This window comes from Flavobacterium psychroterrae, assembly GCF_018380615.1.
Taxonomy (GTDB): Bacteria; Bacteroidota; Bacteroidia; order Flavobacteriales; family Flavobacteriaceae; genus Flavobacterium; species Flavobacterium psychroterrae.
The window spans coordinates 18697-34339 of the sequence record NZ_JAGYVZ010000002.1 but is presented as its reverse complement, the minus strand read 5'-3'; the positions used below and the strand labels follow the sequence as shown (position 1 = coordinate 34339).

The 15643-nt window shown below is 32.0% G+C and carries 19 protein-coding genes; 14 read left to right on the top strand and 5 right to left on the bottom strand.

What is annotated here, in order from left to right; translation table 11 throughout:
* The first annotated feature begins 1 nt into the window (after position 1).
* Both KHA90_RS02015 and KHA90_RS02010 read left to right on the top strand, forming a co-directional pair.
* The gene (locus tag KHA90_RS02015) at positions 2-649 is read left to right on the top strand and encodes an HAD family hydrolase (protein WP_213294496.1); all 648 of its coding nucleotides are present in this window, start codon (positions 2-4) and stop codon (positions 647-649) included.
* Positions 650-950: 301 nt separating this feature from the next.
* Complete coding sequence (locus KHA90_RS02010) at positions 951-1700, top strand: hypothetical protein (RefSeq protein WP_213294493.1); 750 nt, start codon at positions 951-953, stop codon at positions 1698-1700.
* A 5-nt stretch (positions 1701-1705) separates the two neighbouring features.
* Here the strand turns inward: KHA90_RS02010 and KHA90_RS02005 are convergent, their stop codons facing one another.
* Entirely contained in the window at positions 1706-2182 is a 477-nt protein-coding gene (locus KHA90_RS02005) for a TspO/MBR family protein (protein WP_213294491.1), read from the bottom strand.
* Between the two features lie 153 nt (positions 2183-2335).
* Between KHA90_RS02005 and KHA90_RS02000 the strand changes: the two genes are divergently transcribed.
* From KHA90_RS02000 to KHA90_RS01970, 7 genes are all read left to right on the top strand, one after another.
* On the top strand, positions 2336-3448 hold the full coding sequence (locus tag KHA90_RS02000; protein WP_213294480.1) for a diphosphomevalonate/mevalonate 3,5-bisphosphate decarboxylase family protein: 1113 nt from the start codon (positions 2336-2338) through the stop codon (positions 3446-3448).
* A 30-nt stretch (positions 3449-3478) separates the two neighbouring features.
* Positions 3479-3697 carry a hypothetical protein gene (locus KHA90_RS01995; RefSeq protein WP_213294478.1) on the top strand — a complete coding sequence of 73 codons (219 nt, stop codon included), beginning with the start codon at positions 3479-3481 and terminating at the stop codon, positions 3695-3697.
* Positions 3697-4002 carry a type II toxin-antitoxin system RelE/ParE family toxin gene (locus KHA90_RS01990; protein ID WP_213294476.1) on the top strand — a complete coding sequence of 102 codons (306 nt, stop codon included), beginning with the start codon at positions 3697-3699 and terminating at the stop codon, positions 4000-4002. Before KHA90_RS01995 ends, KHA90_RS01990 begins: the two co-directional genes overlap by 1 nt.
* 2 nt (positions 4003-4004) lie before the next feature.
* A complete protein-coding gene (locus tag KHA90_RS01985; protein WP_213294474.1) occupies positions 4005-4943 on the top strand; it encodes a mevalonate kinase family protein in 939 nt (312 codons plus the stop codon).
* 72 nt (positions 4944-5015) lie between these two features.
* Positions 5016-5606, top strand: a complete 591-nt coding sequence (locus KHA90_RS01980) for a DUF502 domain-containing protein (RefSeq protein WP_213294472.1) — start codon at positions 5016-5018, stop codon at positions 5604-5606.
* Between the two features lie 63 nt (positions 5607-5669).
* Positions 5670-6626 (top strand): geranylgeranylglycerol-phosphate geranylgeranyltransferase, encoded by a 957-nt coding sequence (locus tag KHA90_RS01975; RefSeq protein ID WP_213294469.1) that lies wholly within the window; start codon positions 5670-5672, stop codon positions 6624-6626.
* A gap of 412 nt (positions 6627-7038) precedes the next feature.
* Positions 7039-7947 (top strand): pseudouridine synthase, encoded by a 909-nt coding sequence (locus KHA90_RS01970; protein ID WP_213294466.1) that lies wholly within the window; start codon positions 7039-7041, stop codon positions 7945-7947.
* 63 nt (positions 7948-8010) lie between these two features.
* On the opposite strand, the gene KHA90_RS01965 is transcribed toward KHA90_RS01970, so the two are convergent.
* The gene (locus KHA90_RS01965) at positions 8011-8613 is read right to left on the bottom strand and encodes a DUF937 domain-containing protein (protein ID WP_213294463.1); all 603 of its coding nucleotides are present in this window, start codon (positions 8611-8613) and stop codon (positions 8011-8013) included.
* Between the two features lie 264 nt (positions 8614-8877).
* On the bottom strand, positions 8878-9378 hold the full coding sequence (locus KHA90_RS01960) for a DUF456 domain-containing protein (protein WP_213294461.1): 501 nt from the start codon (positions 9376-9378) through the stop codon (positions 8878-8880).
* Between the two features lie 49 nt (positions 9379-9427).
* On the opposite strand from KHA90_RS01960, the gene KHA90_RS01955 reads away from it, so the two are divergent.
* Positions 9428-9811: a hypothetical protein gene (locus tag KHA90_RS01955; RefSeq protein WP_213294453.1), complete on the top strand. Its 384-nt coding sequence runs from the start codon at positions 9428-9430 to the stop codon at positions 9809-9811.
* 46 nt (positions 9812-9857) lie between these two features.
* Positions 9858-10343: a hypothetical protein gene (locus tag KHA90_RS01950; RefSeq protein WP_213294450.1), complete on the top strand. Its 486-nt coding sequence runs from the start codon at positions 9858-9860 to the stop codon at positions 10341-10343.
* Positions 10344-10722: 379 nt separating this feature from the next.
* Here the strand turns inward: KHA90_RS01950 and KHA90_RS01945 are convergent, their stop codons facing one another.
* Together KHA90_RS01945 and KHA90_RS01940 are read right to left on the bottom strand one after the other, a co-directional pair.
* Positions 10723-11826, bottom strand: a complete 1104-nt coding sequence (locus KHA90_RS01945; protein ID WP_213294448.1) for a glycosyltransferase family 2 protein — start codon at positions 11824-11826, stop codon at positions 10723-10725.
* A complete protein-coding gene (locus KHA90_RS01940) occupies positions 11823-12767 on the bottom strand; it encodes a lysylphosphatidylglycerol synthase transmembrane domain-containing protein (RefSeq protein ID WP_213294446.1) in 945 nt (314 codons plus the stop codon). Before KHA90_RS01940 ends, KHA90_RS01945 begins: the two co-directional genes overlap by 4 nt.
* A gap of 141 nt (positions 12768-12908) precedes the next feature.
* Between KHA90_RS01940 and ruvC the strand changes: the two genes are divergently transcribed.
* From ruvC to KHA90_RS01925, 3 genes are all read left to right on the top strand, one after another.
* Positions 12909-13463, top strand: a complete 555-nt coding sequence (gene ruvC, locus KHA90_RS01935; RefSeq protein ID WP_213294444.1) for a crossover junction endodeoxyribonuclease RuvC — start codon at positions 12909-12911, stop codon at positions 13461-13463.
* Between the two features lie 146 nt (positions 13464-13609).
* Positions 13610-14746, top strand: coding sequence for a radical SAM family heme chaperone HemW (hemW, locus tag KHA90_RS01930; protein ID WP_213294441.1), 1137 nt, complete (start codon positions 13610-13612; stop codon positions 14744-14746).
* Positions 14747-14836: 90 nt separating this feature from the next.
* On the top strand, positions 14837-15622 hold the full coding sequence (locus tag KHA90_RS01925) for a cyclase family protein (protein ID WP_213294439.1): 786 nt from the start codon (positions 14837-14839) through the stop codon (positions 15620-15622).
* Positions 15623-15643 lie beyond the last annotated feature (21 nt).

Sequence of the window (15643 nt, the reverse complement as noted above, 5' to 3'; positions counted from 1 at the left end):
AATGAAATTTAAAGGAATTATTTTTGATTTAGATGGAACATTAGTAAACTCACTAGAAGACATTTCAGACGCGATGAATGTTGTACTTACAAGTCTAAATCATCCAACTCATACTTACGACACCTATCAATATTTTATTGGAAGTGGTCTCAGAAATCTGGTTAGTAAAGCTTTACCGGCATCAAACAATACTGACGAGCAAATTGAAACCTGTTTTGAATCTATGGTGGATGAATATCGTAAAATCTGCACGCTCAAAACAAAACCTTACGAAGGCATTATCGGATTATTGGATAATTTAGTTTCACAAAATATTAAGTTAGCTGTTTTCTCCAACAAAGCTGATGAACTTACTAAAAAAATAACGGCAGAAATATTTCCTGATTATTTTCAAAATGCCGTTGGATTAAGTACCGAAGCTCTTAAAAAACCTAATCCGTTTGAGGCTTTAGAAATAAGTAAAGGCTGGAACTTAAAACCAGAAGAAATTCTTTTTGTAGGAGATTCTGATATTGATATGCAAACAGCAATAAATGCCAATATGTTTCCTGTTGGAGTTTCTTGGGGTTATCGAACCGAAAAAGAATTGATAGCGAGTGGTGCAAAAACAGTGATAAATATACCTTTGGATTTAATTGAGATATTATAAAAAGTTTTTAGTCACAGTTTTTAGTCACGGTCTGAAACTGCGAATATAACTGAAAACTATTAAAATCCGAATTAACAAGATTTTACAGATTCCCTAAGTTTTCATTAAGACAATTCTAATAATTTTACTCTCAGTTAAATACTAATAAATGAAAGTAAAATTACTTACCACAATTTATTTTTTGACTTATCAACTTCTATTTCTCAAACAGAAAAACTTATCAAAAAGAAAAATTTTCTCTGAAAAAATCTAAATAGAAAGTAGCCAAAGAACTAAACCAAGATTAAACAAATACCACTAAATGAAAGTAATATTATTTACAATAATTTCTTTTTTAACCTACCAATTTTCGATTTCTCAAACAGAAAAATTAATTCACGGACGAGTCTTTTCTAACAATTATCCACTTAATAAAGTTGAGGTTATAAATAAAACAGCCAAAACTAGTACAACGTCAAATTACTTAGGAGAATTCTCAATTGAGGTACAAGCAAAAGACAGTTTACTATTTTTTGCTAAAGATTACTTCTTTACAAGATTAAAATTAACTCAGGAAAATATTGATCAAAACAATCTGGTTGTCAATATGAGCGCAAAGGCATTTGAGTTAAATGAAGTTGTAGTAACCAATATAAAATTTGATCCAATACGTATTTCTCAAAAAGATATAGATGCAACAAAATTTGCAAAGGACAATCAATCTTTACAAAAATATACTGGCGTTTACGACGGAACTATTGCCAATGGTATGGACTTTGGCAGAATGGGTAAAGGAATTTTTAATTTATTTAAAAATGACAATAAGGACGAACTTAAAAAGAAAACTTCTGAAACTGTTTTCAAAAAGCTGGTTGCAGCATCAATTCCTCGTGACTTTTTTACAAAAGAATTAAAATTAAAACCTGAAGAAGTTGATTTGTTTATTGATTTCTGTGATGCTGATCCAAGATCTGCAAAACTTATAGAAAACAACAATATTCTTACTACAATGGATTTTTTATACGCTAAAAACGAAATGTTTAAGAAGGCAAAATCAGAAGTTCAAAACTAAAAAAATTACCTGTTTAGCCACCAAATACTAGCATTTAAAATTGCTGCAAAAGCAACCCACGCCATATATGGAATTAATAAATATCCGGCTGTTTTATTTATTTTCATAAATTTTAAGTACGTCTCGTAAATCATCAGCCATAAAAGCGCAATCTCGATTAAAGCCAACATCGGGTTTTTTAATCCAAAGAATAAATACGACCAGATCGCGTTTAATGTCAATTGAATCAAAAAGAAACCTAAAGCTTTTTTAACTTCTTCGTTTTGTTCTTTTATTTTATCCCAGACTAATCCGGCAGCAACCGCCATTAAAATATATAGCAATGTCCACATTGGCATAAAAATCCAATTGGGCGGATTAAAAACTGGTTTTATAATAGTTGGATACCAGGTTTCAACACTTGGTCTTGTTACAGTACTGGCAGAATATCCTACCATTAAACAAATAACCAGAGCTATTATAATTTTGACAACTTTATTCATTTTATTCAATTTTTATCCAAAAATAGTTAAAAAGAAAGTTTAAACCATATAAGTGATATAACTTCATTTTAGTCAAAGCCAAACTTATAATTTCTTATAGAACATATAGGGTGAAATATTATAAAAACTATCTTTGCCAAAATTTTATAATTCATGTTTACAGCAACTGATTTTATTCCAAAAAAATATACTTCGACCATAGAAAATGGAAACTTTGAATGGAGCGCTCCAAGCAATATTGCATTAGTAAAATATTGGGGAAAAAAAGACAATCAAATTCCGGCAAATCCTTCGGTAAGTTTTACTCTTAATAATTGTAAAACGATTACTAAATTGGGTTTTGTGAAAAAAAATGCTTCTGCCGAAGCCTCGGGATCGCTCAGCATGACAAACAGTTTTTCTTTTGATTTACTTTTTGAAGGAAAACCAAAGGAAGATTTCAAACCGAAGATTCAGAAGTTTTTAGAAAGAATTGAAGTTTATTTGCCTTTTTTGAAAGACTATCATTTTACGATCGATACACAAAATACGTTTCCGCACAGTTCAGGAATTGCTTCATCGGCATCTGGAATGGCAGCTCTGGCAATGAATTTCATGAGTTTAGAAAGAATGCTGAATCCTGAAATGACAGAGGAATACTTTTATCAAAAAGCATCATTTCTGGCGCGTTTGGGATCTGGAAGTGCTTGTAGAAGTGTAAAAGGAAATGTAGTGGTTTGGGGAGATCAAAAAAATATTGAAGGAAGTTCAGATTTATTTGGAGTTGAGTTTCCATATACCATTCATGACAATTTCAAAAATTATCAGGATACTATTTTATTAGTCGACAAAGGTGAAAAACAGGTTTCGAGTACTGTTGGTCATGATTTGATGCACAATCATCCTTATGCCGAAAGACGTTTTGCTCAGGCGCATGAAAATCTGGATCAGTTAATTGCCATTTTTGAAAGTGGAAATTTAGACGAATTCATTAAAGTGGTCGAAAGCGAAGCCTTGACTTTGCACGCCATGATGATGACTTCGATGCCGTATTTTATTTTGATGAAACCAAATACTTTGCAGATCATAAATGCGATCTGGAAATTTAGAAATGAAACCCATATTCCGGTTTGTTTTACGCTTGATGCCGGTGCAAATGTACATGTACTTTATCCCGAAAACGTTAGCGAGAAAGTATTACAATTTATTCAGGACGAATTAGTTGTATTTTGTCAGAATCGTCAGTACATTTGCGACCAAATTGGAGATGGTGCAATTGCATTATAATTTTACGTATCTTTAATTAAAATTTTGATTATGGACATTCAATTAGAAAAACGTGAAGTGATAGATATTCTGGAAGGAACAGATGACCTTTCAATCATTTTGGCGGTCAAAAAATTGTTAACCAAAAAGAAAAAAGATTGGTGGGATGATTTAAGTGATGAGCAAAAAGAAGATGTTGCTCAAAGTGAATTAGAATTTGAAAGAGGAGAATTTAAAAGCTTTGAAGATGTGATGAAAAAATACAGGTAGTGAATCTTAAAGTAAATATTTCAAAAACAGCTGAGAAAAATTTAGACAATGTTTTAAATTTTATTGAAGCTAGATGGTCTAAGAAATCGAAAGAATTATTTTTAGTGAAATTTCAAAAAGCAATTTCAATAATAAGTATGAATCCTGAAATTTTTCCTAAATCATCAGCAAGTAAAAAATATCGAAAATGTGTTGTAACAAAACAATCAAGTCTCTTGTATAGTTTTGGTTCTAATGAAATTAAAATTCATACCATTTTTGACACACGACAAGACCCAAACAAAATAAAGAAAGACATAAAATAAACATGAAAGGACCATTATTTTACTCAAAAATATTACTCTTTGGAGAATACGGAATCATTCGCGACTCTAAAGGACTTTCTATTCCTTATAATTTTTACAATGGTGCTTTGAAAAAAATCGAAGATCCTTCGCCGGAAGCAATAGCATCAAACGCAAGTTTAAGACGTTACTCTACATATTTAGAAGCTTTACAAAATGAGCAACCTGATTTGGTTACTTTTGATTTGCTAACTTTAAAAAATGATGTAGAAACCGGAATGTATTTTGACTCAAGTATTCCACAAGGATACGGAGTTGGGAGTAGCGGCGCACTGGTAGCGGCTATTTACGACAAATATGCTACACACAAAATAACAGTTTTAGAGAATCTGACTCGTGAAAAATTGTTACAGCTAAAAAATATTTTTGCTCAAATGGAGAGTTTTTTCCACGGAAAAAGTTCTGGTTTAGATCCTTTAAACAGTTATTTAAGCATTCCTATTTTAATTAATTCTAAAGATAATATTGAAGCAACCGGAATTCCCACTCAAAGTTTTGACGGAAAAGGCGCTGTCTTTTTATTAGATTCAGGAATTGTAGGCGAAACCGCTCCAATGGTTAACATTTTTATGGAAAATCTGAAAGACAAAGGTTTCCGTGCGATGCTTAAAAATCAATTTGTAAAATATACTGATGCTTGCGTAGAAAACTTTTTACATGGCGACATGAAATCGTTGTTTACAAATACTAAAAAGCTATCAAAAGTCGTTTTAAATAACTTTAAACCAATGATTCCGGAGCAATTTCATGGGATATGGCAAAACGGAATTGATACAAATGATTATTATTTAAAACTTTGTGGTTCTGGCGGAGGTGGTTACATTCTTGGGTTTACTGAGGATTTAGAGCGCGCAAAAGCATCTTTAAAAGATTATAAATTAGAGGTTGTCTATCAATTCTAAATTCAAACTTCTTTAAAAACCAAGCTTATTGAATATGCTTTAATAGAAATCACGACCTGAAAGTTATTTAATATGAATAGTATTTTAAAGATTATCAAAACAACTTTTTTAGGTGGAATTCTATTTCTGGCACCATTAGTTTTATTACTGATTATTCTTGAAAAAGGCTATCACATAATTCAGAAAATTACGCTTCCGATTATAAGCCATTTTCCTAAAGTAAAAATTTTAGGATTGGCGATTGAGGAAATAGTTGCAATTTTAATCATATTCCTTATTTGTGTTAGTGCGGGCTTAATTGCCAGAACAACTTATGCAAAAAAACTAATTCAAAGATTAGAAAACGGAATTTTGAGCTTCGTTCCCGGTTATTCGTTTATAAAGAAAACGAATGAAAACATTATGGGGCTGGAATCTAATGAAAACTTAAAAGTTGTCTTAGTTCCTACAGATGCGGGTTTGCAATTTGCTTTTTTGATTGAGGAAATAAATGAAAACAACTTTGCAGTCTTTGTCCCCGCTGCACCTAATCCATGGAGTGGCTCTGTTTGCTTTGTAGAAAAAAAAGACATCAAAGAAGTTGACATTTCTCAAAAAGAAGCCTTAGCTTGCATTCGGAAATTAGGTTTTGGTTCTAAAGCATTACTAAAAGATAAGCTTTAATATTACGCCAAAAACTTCCCTTAAAAATAAGCCTTAAATTAAAACCCCAAACTAACTTTAAAAATGTTAAGCAGACAGCATAAACTTTTAGTAATGAAAATTGTTAGTTTGTTCTCAGTAGTGAGAGGTTACAACATTCCTATTATTGTTTTAGCACAATATTTATCTGCTATTTTTATACTAGCTCCCGAAAAAAGAGCACTTGACATTTTACTTGATCTCAACTTATTCTTTATTGTATTTGCCTCGGCTATCACAATTGCCTCAGGATACATTATTAATAATTTTTATGATAGTCAGAAGGATTTAATTAATAGGCCCAACAAATCAATGCTGGATCGATTGGTGAGTCAAAAGACAAAGTTATCAGTTTATTTTGCGCTAAATTTTATTGCCGCTTTAATGGCATTAATTGTTTCCTGGCGTGCTTTTTTATTCTTTTCGGCTTATATTTTTCTAATTTGGTTTTACTCTCACAAAATAAAAAAATATCCAATTGTTGGTAATCTGACAGCAGCTTTTTTAGCAGTCTTACCATTTTTTGCGATTTTACTGTATTTCTATAATAAAATTTTATTTGAAGAAATAGAAGACCATATGAGTCATTTCATGGTGATTTCAGCACATGCTGTATTTCTGTTTTTATTATTGCTGATTAGGGAAATGATAAAAGATCTTGAAAATTTAAAAGGTGATTTAGCTAATAATTACAGAACAATCCCGATAATTTATAATGAAACGGTTTCTAAGCAAATTATCACAGTTTTGACTTTATTAACAATTATTCCGGTTTATATTTTGATCAATATTTATGATGTGGGTTATATGGATATTTACTTTTATGTATGTTTTGCTGTTTTATTGTTTTTCCTGATTTATTTATGGAAATCAAATTCTAAAGGGCAGTTTTTACTTTTACATAACGTACTGAAATTCCTTATCGTTTCAGGTGTTTGCTGCATTGTATTGATTAATCCGAGTGTTTTATGGCACGGGAAGAATTTGCTTTTACATCCTTAAAAATAGCTCGCAGATGATACAGGTTTTAACAGATTTGCACAGATTATTTTTATGTTTGAAATAGTTATACCAAAGAGCTACACAAAGGTTTCACGGAGATTCACTGAGTTTTTTTTCTATCTCTTTGTGAATCTTGGCGATAAACTTTGTGTATCTCTGTGGTAAAACCCTCCTCTCGAAATGTCTAAAAAGAAACCAATTGTTTGAACCTAGCCCCGATTGAAGTGGAAATCCTTTTATTTTTTTCCTTTAAAAAAATAAAAGATTGAAACGAAAAGCGGGACAATATGCCTGAAAAAAAGCCAATTGTACTGCTCCTGCAACCCTAAAAAATAATAGCTATTAATCTAAGAACAATGAACTTATGATTATTTAGCAAGAATAAACTATCTTTGCACAAATTACAGAATTTATGAACAATAAGGAAGGCAATAATAAAGGGGGTGGATCGAGACCAAACAGCTCAAGATCAAACTCTAATAAGCCAAAACCTCCTATGGCGAAGCGCGCTCAAGGGCCAAAAAAAGTGAAACCTGCTGTTAAGGCTGCCGAAGAAGAAAAGGCTGAAAAAATCAAAAAACAGAATCAGGCTCCAAAAAGACAAAAAGCTGCAGACGAAATTCGTTTGAACAAATACATCTCTAATTCTGGTGTTTGTTCACGTCGTGATGCTGATATATACATTCAGTCTGGAAACGTTAAAGTAAACGGTATTCCGGTAACTGAAATGGGTTATTTAGTAAAATTAAATGATGTCATTAATTTTGACGGTGTCGTTTTGACTCCTGAAAAGAAGGAATACATCTTGTTGAACAAACCTAAAAACTTTACAACAGCTCTTGACGAAGGTCAGGAATACCGTAACGTTCTTGAACTTGTTCGTGGTTCTACAACAGCAAAAATTGCTCCGATTGGTAGAATGGACAAAAACACAACTGGATTATTGTTGTTTACTAATGACACTGATATGATTCGTAAATTTACTTTACCGAGTCAAAAATCATCTAAAATTTATCAGGTTTCATTAGATAAAAACTTGAAATTTGAAGATTTAGAAAAAATAAGCAAAGGTTTAGTTCTTGACGGACACCGTGTATTTGTCGAAGAAATTAGTTATATCGAGAAAGAAGCAAAAAGCGAAGTTGGTCTTAAATTGCGTTCATCAAATGTAAAAGTGGTTCGTGCTATTTTCGAAAACTTTGACTACGATGTTTTACGCATTGATCGTGTATCATTTGCTGGCTTGACCAAAAAGAATTTACCCAGAGGTAACTGGCGTCTTTTGACCGACCAAGAAATTATCAATTTGAAAAACGTTTAAAACGCGCTTCAAATTACTTAAATATAAATCCTGTCTTACTTTGTAAGATGGGATTTTTTTTATCTAGAAACTGAAAAAGTTATGACCAAATAAAGTAAAAATTGATCTTCCGATGGATTGGTTTTTCTCTTCTACTGTTTCGAAACAGGAAAAACCTAAGATAATTTTGATTCCAGGGGGAATACTATTTAAAATATCTCTTTTTTGATCTTCTAATAATAGTTTTAAACTGTCTAGAATTTGAATATTATTTTTAAGATAAGAGATAACTAATAAAGCAGAAAAATTAAGAATCTCTCTTGCGGTCTCACTCTTGATACCTACTTCGTTTGAAACCATCTCAGAAATTCTTCCTTTTTTATTGGCAAAAATTTCTTTCAACAAATCATTTCCTTCTAAACGATAACAATCATCTACTGATAAAATTCTACCAGATGTAAAATCGACCTCCTGATAAAATGTCGAGTCTTGTTGTAGGTTTGAAACAATTCCTTTGCAAAAATCCAATTCCTCGGTCCTATTATACAAACCCATTAAAACTGTACCTATTGAAACATCGATTCCCTTAATTAAAAGTGCATCATTTTCAAAATAAAATTTGTTCAACTTTGAAACAACATTAGAAGAAATAAAACGTCTAAGTTCAATTTGTAGGTTTGGGGTCATACTTAAATTGTTTTAAAAATTATTTAAATCTATTCAAAATAACCGATAAAGTGAGGCTTTTTATCGTTTATCAGGATAAAAATATAAAATATTTTAACATTTCCAAAAAAACTGCTTAAAAATACAATTGTACAATTAACAGTTGTTTAACTAAAAAATGAACTAGAACCAGTAAATATAACCCTTTAGGTATCAATTCAAAGTGAAAATAATTTTTAGGAAAATTATAAAAAATAGGAAAAAAGCTTAATACATGTTACATAATTAAAACAAAAGGTTTCGATATTCCCATGTGGTGTGCAAAAATATTCCAAGAAAAATGATACAAAACATAAAATTAATAAAGCTAGATGCCAAAAAACCAAGTAATGAACCCGTAGCAGCTTTTAAAGCTCGCTTATGATTTTTAGAATCGTAAATTAATTCGCCTATAAAAGCTCCAACAAAGGGACCAATAATAACTCCAAAGGGTATAGGAGCCAGTATACCAACAATTAGCCCAATATTTGTGCCCCAAATCCCGTAAGAGCTTCCGCCAAATCTCTTGGTTCCTTTTGCCGGAATCACATAATCCAAAACCGTAATAATTATCGTTATCAAAAGAGTAATTCCTAAAATCCAGTAGTTATTTTCGACAGCTTTTGTCAAATACAACAATAACAAACCAACCCAACAACTGGACAAACCAGGCACAACTGGTAGAAAACTACCAAAAACACCAACAATCATACATATAAAACCGAGCACTAATAAAATTAAATCCATATTTTTTTGTAATTTTGCACCTACAAATGTCTAGTAAAAAAATCAGTCAATGCGTATACTTTTTCAATTTGTATTATTCTTTTCTTTGATTCTTTTAATCAACGATAGCAGCTATGCACAAGTTAAAAAGCTTTCAATCGACGATCAATTACTTCAGGATAGCATCTATAAAAGTAATAAGAAAAAAGTTTTAAATTTTTCTATGAAAGAATTTGATACACTTTTCTTTGAATACTTTAATCGCAAAATTGATCCAAATGTTGTTTTAAGCAGAAAAGAATTTTATATCTACACGGTTCAAATTGCCACTTTCTCAGACCGATTGGCAAAATTATATCCTGAACAAAAAGAAGTTGCAGCACAAAACAAAGAAAAATGGCTTTCAGAAAGCTATGAAGATTATCTGCAATACAAAGCTTCCCAAAAAAAATAATTGTATTTTTATACCAATAATCCGTTCATCAATCAACATCAATACCTTGAAGCAGTTTTTCCTTTTATTAGTTATTTTATTTTTCAATTCTTGTCAATATTTTGAGAAGCAGGTTCCGTCTGAAAAAGAATTACTTCAAAAAGAATTAAAATCAATCAATTGGAAAGAAGTTGATGAATATCCTTCAGTACCCAATTGTGAAAAAATTCCCGATAAAAAACTGCGTCAGCAATGTTTTTTTCAGGTAATGGCACAACTTATCCAGGAAAAATTAGATATCGATACACTTTCAATATTATATCCGGAACTGGATACCATCGAAGTAAAAGTGACCGTTTTCCCTAATTCCACTATGGAATTTGAACCACAATTCCCTAAGGATTCTGTTGCTTACGATACCATTAAAATAGACAGTATCTTACGTGCTCGTTTAGTGGATTTTCCTAAAGTAAATCCTGCTCTAAAACGGGGGCTTCCGGTAAAAACCCAATTTATTTTGCCGGTAATTTTAAAAGCTAAAGAGAAAAAATAGCTTTTTTAAAAGCATATAATTGATATAAGTTCATTTAAATTAATGGCTAAACACTTTTTCCTTAGAGTTTTCAGGAGCTATTTCCTGCTATCCGCTTGTATCTTTTCCTTGCTAAAGGAGCAAGAAAAAGGATACCGCTTCTATCAGGGCTAGGGCACTCGGTTTCATAAGAAGCATTGTTTTTATGGTATTTTTGGTCATTTCGAACAGGGAAACTCGACAAATATTAGAGAAATTTAGGCAGGAATTACTTTTGCGATTTCTCCATTCGGTCAAAATAACAAGATTGAGGATAAAAGATTACGAGAAAAACTAAAAGAAAAAATCCGTGTAAATCCGTGTCTTCGCGAAGCGAATCCGCGTGATCCGCGTTCCATCTTTATTTCCCAAATCTTCTTCCCTTCCATTCATAAGAACCAAACAAACTATAAAAAGCCACAGTCGAACTGAAAAAAGGATAAAGCAAACTGCTCAAAACCAAATTTTTAACTCTAGTTTTAGTCAAAAATTGATTTGTTTTATAAAGCAGTATAAAGTCAATTGTGAACTTTAAAAAAGTAAACCAAAAGAAGAATTGGTAATACAAAATACCGAGTATAAAAAATAAAAAACCAATTACAAAACTCAGATTCCCAAAGAAAACAATCAGCCCTAAAAGCTTTCCAAAACCACTTTGATAAGCAGTTGTTTTAGCTGCCCAGCGTACTCTTTGATAAAATAAAGATTTCCAGCTTTCGGTTGGTTTTGTAACGACAATAGCTTCTTCAGATTTTAAATAATGAACCTGATCGGGAAATAAATTTGCTGCCTTTTGTAATAAAAAAACATCATCTCCACTGGCGATTTTATCATTTCCATCAAATCCGTTTAGTTTTTCGAACAATGATTTTGTGTATGCAAAATTAGCTCCGTTACACATAAAAGCATTTTTGAGTCCAAAACTTCCTATTGTCGCACCTTGTAAACTTGTTAAATCTAATTGCTGAAAGTGATGCAAAAATGAGTTTTTGCATTGATAAGTAACTGCGCCCGCAAGCATTGAAACATCATTTTGCTGAATGTAATTGTCAAATGCCAAAAGCCAATTTTCAGGAACCAAACAATCTGCATCTGTAGTAATGACCCAATTTGTTTTTACGTGTTGCATTGCTGTTGAAATAGCATCTTTTTTAGGAGAATTTGAAACCCTAATATTGTCAATTATTGAAACTTGAAAACTAAAATCAGAAACTTGAAACTTTTCATTCGAACTATCATCTACAAAAATTACTTCAAACAAATCAGTTGGATATTTTAACTTTGAAAAACTATTTAAAAGATTTGGTAAATTTTCGGCTTCATTTCTAAACGGAACTATAATAGTAAAACTAGTCTGAGGATTTAAATTTGTGTTTTGATACTTTTTTACTTTGGCAAAACCATAAATAAGCAATGCAATAGCAACTACATAAATGGTCAATATGGCTGTAAAAACCCAGATCATTCTACAGTTTTTGTTTTAAAATTCAGCACATAATAAGCCCCGATAATCACTGGTAAAACCACATTTAGGAACCACATCAAAGTACTTATAAAAACAACAATCCATTCGTTAACACCTAAAATACCGAAGAAATAAATCGCAACACTTCCTTTTACTGCAAAGTCCAAAAACTGAAATGTTGGCAATGAGGATGCTAAAAAATAAACTACTGCAATTGTAGCAATAAGAGTAAAATATGGCAAATGGACATCAAAAGCTAAAAACAAAAAGTAATATTGATGCGAAAAAACCAAATAACGCAAAGTTCCTAAAACAATATTTTTTCGATGAATTGGTTTTGGAATTTCATTAATCTTATGCAATAATTTTTCAATCGAATACCCTTTGATTTTTATTTTTTTCAGCGAAAACAAAATGATAAAAAGCAACACAAAAATTCCAAACAAAATAGCAACAGTTTGGGCTGTAATTACTTCATATTTGGCATTAAAGTACAGCAATCCGAAAATCCCAAAAATAACCGTCAGAATCATTTGGATTCCGTTGCAAATCAAGTTCAGGAAAACTACTTTCTTTGCTTCTGTCTTGGGATAAAACAATGCTTTTCCTGCATATTCTCCTACTCCGTTTGGCGTAAAAATCCCCGCAGTTAAAGCTGCGAGAACTTGCTTTGTGGCTTCTCCTAAAGAAATCTCATGAATGACTTTGGCTAAATTCTGCCATTTCAAAATCTCAAAATAGCGATTCAAAACACTTAAAAGTAATATAAACCCAATCCCCAAAACCGACTGATTTTTACGAAACAACGTAATGAACTTGTGCCAGTCCAGTTTATCGTTGTGCGCCAACTGATTATAAATAAAATAAAATGCGCCACCTACAATCAAAAGTTTGACCAGAAGAACAAGGAATTGTTTAGCTTTGTGAGGAATTGAAATCATGCTGCAAAGTAAAGGAAACTATTGCGAAAAAGCTATTTCACAAAGATTCGCAAAGTAACCGCAAAGTTCCACGGAGAGATTAAATAAAACTTCGTGAATCTCTGTCTCTACTTGGCGAAACTTTGTGTAACCAAATGAAAAATGACAAAAGAACGCATCATATTAGGTATTGACCCCGGAACAACTATCATGGGTTTTGGATTGATAAAAGTCATCAATAAAAAAATGGAATTTTTGCAGTTAAACGAATTGCAACTTTCTAAATACGACAATCATTACCAAAAACTAAAAATTATTTTTGAGCGCACCATCGAGCTAATCGAAACGCACCATCCGGACGAAATTGCGATTGAAGCACCTTTCTTTGGTAAAAACGTACAATCGATGCTAAAATTAGGTCGCGCGCAAGGTGTTGCAATGGCAGCGGGACTTTCCAGAGATATTCCGATTACAGAATATGAGCCTAAAAAGATCAAAATGGCGATTACAGGAAACGGAAATGCCAGTAAAGAACAAGTAGCCAAAATGCTGCAACAGCTTTTAGGATTAAAAGAATTACCCAAAAACCTGGATTCAACAGATGGTTTGGCGGCCGCGGTTTGTCATTTCTTTAATTCTGGAAAAATCGTTGCAGGAAAAAATTATACTGGTTGGGATGCTTTTGTAAAACAAAATGAAGATAAAGTTAGAAAATAGTTTTCAGTCGCAGTTGCAGTTTACAGTTATACTGAGAATGAAAAACTGAAGACTAAAAAACGAGTTGAAAATATTTTTCAGTCGCAGTGGCAGTTTACAGTTAATACTGGGACTGAAAACTGAGACTGAAAACTGAATACTAAAAAATGTCAGGAATTTACATTCACATACCATTCTGCAAGCAGGCTTGCCATTATTGCGACTTTCACTTTTCAACTTCAATGAAAAAGAAAGACGACATGGTTTTGGCTTTAGCCAAAGAAATTGTTATGCGCAAAAATGAATTTAAAGATGACGTTGTAGAAACAATATACTTTGGCGGCGGAACTCCTTCGGTATTAACAAATGAAGAAATAAATTTTCTAATTTCAGAAGTTTACAAAAATTACAGAGTTGCAGAAAACCCGGAAATCACACTTGAAGCAAATCCGGATGATTTATCTACAGAACGGATTTTTGAATTATCTAAAAGTCCTATAAATCGGTTAAGCATTGGGATTCAATCTTTTTATGAAGAAGATTTAAAGATGATGAATCGTGCTCATAATTCGGCGGAAGCCATAAATTGTTTGACGGAAGCGACTAAATATTTTGATAACATCTCACTTGATTTAATTTACGGAATTCCGGGTTTGACAGATGAAATGTGGAGAAAAAATATTGAAACGGCTTTGTCATTTGGCATTCCGCATATTTCAAGTTATGCTTTAACGGTTGAACCAAAAACGGCTTTAAGGAAACTAATCGATACCGGAAAAATTGCCGAACCTCAAGACGAAGTTGCTTCGAATCATTTTATGATTTTGGTTGAAACACTTCAAAAAAACGACTTTATTCATTACGAATTATCTAATTTCGGAAAAGAGAATTATTTCTCTAAAAATAATTCGGCGTATTGGCTGGGTAAAAAATACATCGGAATTGGACCTTCAGCGCATAGTTATGATGGTACAAAAAGAGGCTGGAATATTGCTAATAATTCGCTTTACCTCAAATCAATTCAAGATAATATTCTTCCTATGGAAACCGAAATTCTGACAATCTCTGATCGTTATAACGAATATATAATGACAGGATTAAGAACTATTTGGGGCGTTTCACTAAAACGAATTGAAACTGAATTTGGTTTAGAATATCTGAATTACCTCAAAAAACAAAGTCAGAAATTCTTGGATGATGAATTGCTTTCAATAGAAAATAACATTCTAAAACCAACTGCAAAAGGAAAATTTTTAACGGATGGAATTGCTTCAGATTTATTTTATCTAAATTTGGAAGAATAAAAATTGAACGCTGATAAAACGGATGTAAGCAACACTGATAAAATCCGTTAAAATCTTGCGTTAGAATATCTGTAAAATCTGCGTTCCATTATGCTAGCACTTATTGACAACAAATATCAAATAGACTTATCAAAACCCATTGATATATCAATTCCGTTAACGAATACAGACGAAAATCCGATTGCGTGGTATATTGAAAAACCAGTTATTGAACCTGTGGTTTTTGGGGATTGGATTGGGAAAGTTTCTGAAGGAAAATCATCGACAAACTTCAATAATATTTTCTTTAATCCGCATGGTCATGGAACGCATACGGAATGTTTGGGGCATATTACGAATGATTTTTACAGCATCAATCAATCTTTGAAGCAGTTTTTCTTTTTTGCAAAATTGATTACCGTTGAACCAGAACAGGTTGGAGATGATTTAGTGATTACAAAAAGCCAGATTGAAAAAGCAATGCGCACTTCGACAGCGTTCAGCATGAAAATTGAAGCAATTATTATTCGAACAATTCCAAATCAGGCAGCAAAAAAATCAAGAAAATACTCGAATACAAATCCTCCTTATTTGTCTGAAGAGGCTGCAATTTTCATCCGCGAAAGCGAAATTCAGCATTTATTAATTGATTTGCCAAGCGTTGACAAAGAACATGATGAAGGAAAATTATTGGCACACAAAGCATTCTGGAATGTAAAAGATACTGTAAACCTAAATTCAGATGCCAGATTGAATGCAACAATTACCGAAATGATTTATGTTTCTGACGAAATCGAAGATGGAAATTATATTCTAAATCTTCAAATCGCATCGTTTGAAAATGATGCAAGTCCAAGCAAACCTTTATTATTTAAGATTTCAGATTGTAGATCTTAGATTTCTACTTCTGCAAAAAAA

Bases quoted from the DNA above. Each gene is read 5' to 3' on its own strand.
- KHA90_RS01955 (WP_213294453.1), top strand. From the start codon at position 9,428: ATGCGTATACTTTTTCAATTTGTATTATTCTTTTCTTTGATTCTTTTA.
- KHA90_RS01970 (WP_213294466.1), top strand. From the start codon at position 7,039: ATGAACAATAAGGAAGGCAATAATAAAGGGGGTGGATCGAGACCAAAC.
- ruvC (WP_213294444.1), top strand. From the start codon at position 12,909: ATGACAAAAGAACGCATCATATTAGGTATTGACCCCGGAACAACTATC.
- KHA90_RS01960 (WP_213294461.1), bottom strand. From the start codon at position 9,378: ATGGATTTAATTTTATTAGTGCTCGGTTTTATATGTATGATTGTTGGT.
- KHA90_RS01975 (WP_213294469.1), top strand. From the start codon at position 5,670: ATGTTAAGCAGACAGCATAAACTTTTAGTAATGAAAATTGTTAGTTTG.
- KHA90_RS01985 (WP_213294474.1), top strand. From the start codon at position 4,005: ATGAAAGGACCATTATTTTACTCAAAAATATTACTCTTTGGAGAATAC.
- hemW (WP_213294441.1), top strand. From the start codon at position 13,610: ATGTCAGGAATTTACATTCACATACCATTCTGCAAGCAGGCTTGCCAT.
- KHA90_RS01995 (WP_213294478.1), top strand. From the start codon at position 3,479: ATGGACATTCAATTAGAAAAACGTGAAGTGATAGATATTCTGGAAGGA.
- KHA90_RS02010 (WP_213294493.1), top strand. From the start codon at position 951: ATGAAAGTAATATTATTTACAATAATTTCTTTTTTAACCTACCAATTT.
- KHA90_RS02000 (WP_213294480.1), top strand. From the start codon at position 2,336: ATGTTTACAGCAACTGATTTTATTCCAAAAAAATATACTTCGACCATA.
- KHA90_RS01980 (WP_213294472.1), top strand. From the start codon at position 5,016: ATGAATAGTATTTTAAAGATTATCAAAACAACTTTTTTAGGTGGAATT.
- KHA90_RS01940 (WP_213294446.1), bottom strand. From the start codon at position 12,767: ATGATTTCAATTCCTCACAAAGCTAAACAATTCCTTGTTCTTCTGGTC.
- KHA90_RS02015 (WP_213294496.1), top strand. From the start codon at position 2: ATGAAATTTAAAGGAATTATTTTTGATTTAGATGGAACATTAGTAAAC.
- KHA90_RS02005 (WP_213294491.1), bottom strand. From the start codon at position 2,182: ATGAATAAAGTTGTCAAAATTATAATAGCTCTGGTTATTTGTTTAATG.
- KHA90_RS01965 (WP_213294463.1), bottom strand. From the start codon at position 8,613: ATGACCCCAAACCTACAAATTGAACTTAGACGTTTTATTTCTTCTAAT.
- KHA90_RS01945 (WP_213294448.1), bottom strand. From the start codon at position 11,826: ATGATCTGGGTTTTTACAGCCATATTGACCATTTATGTAGTTGCTATT.
- KHA90_RS01925 (WP_213294439.1), top strand. From the start codon at position 14,837: ATGCTAGCACTTATTGACAACAAATATCAAATAGACTTATCAAAACCC.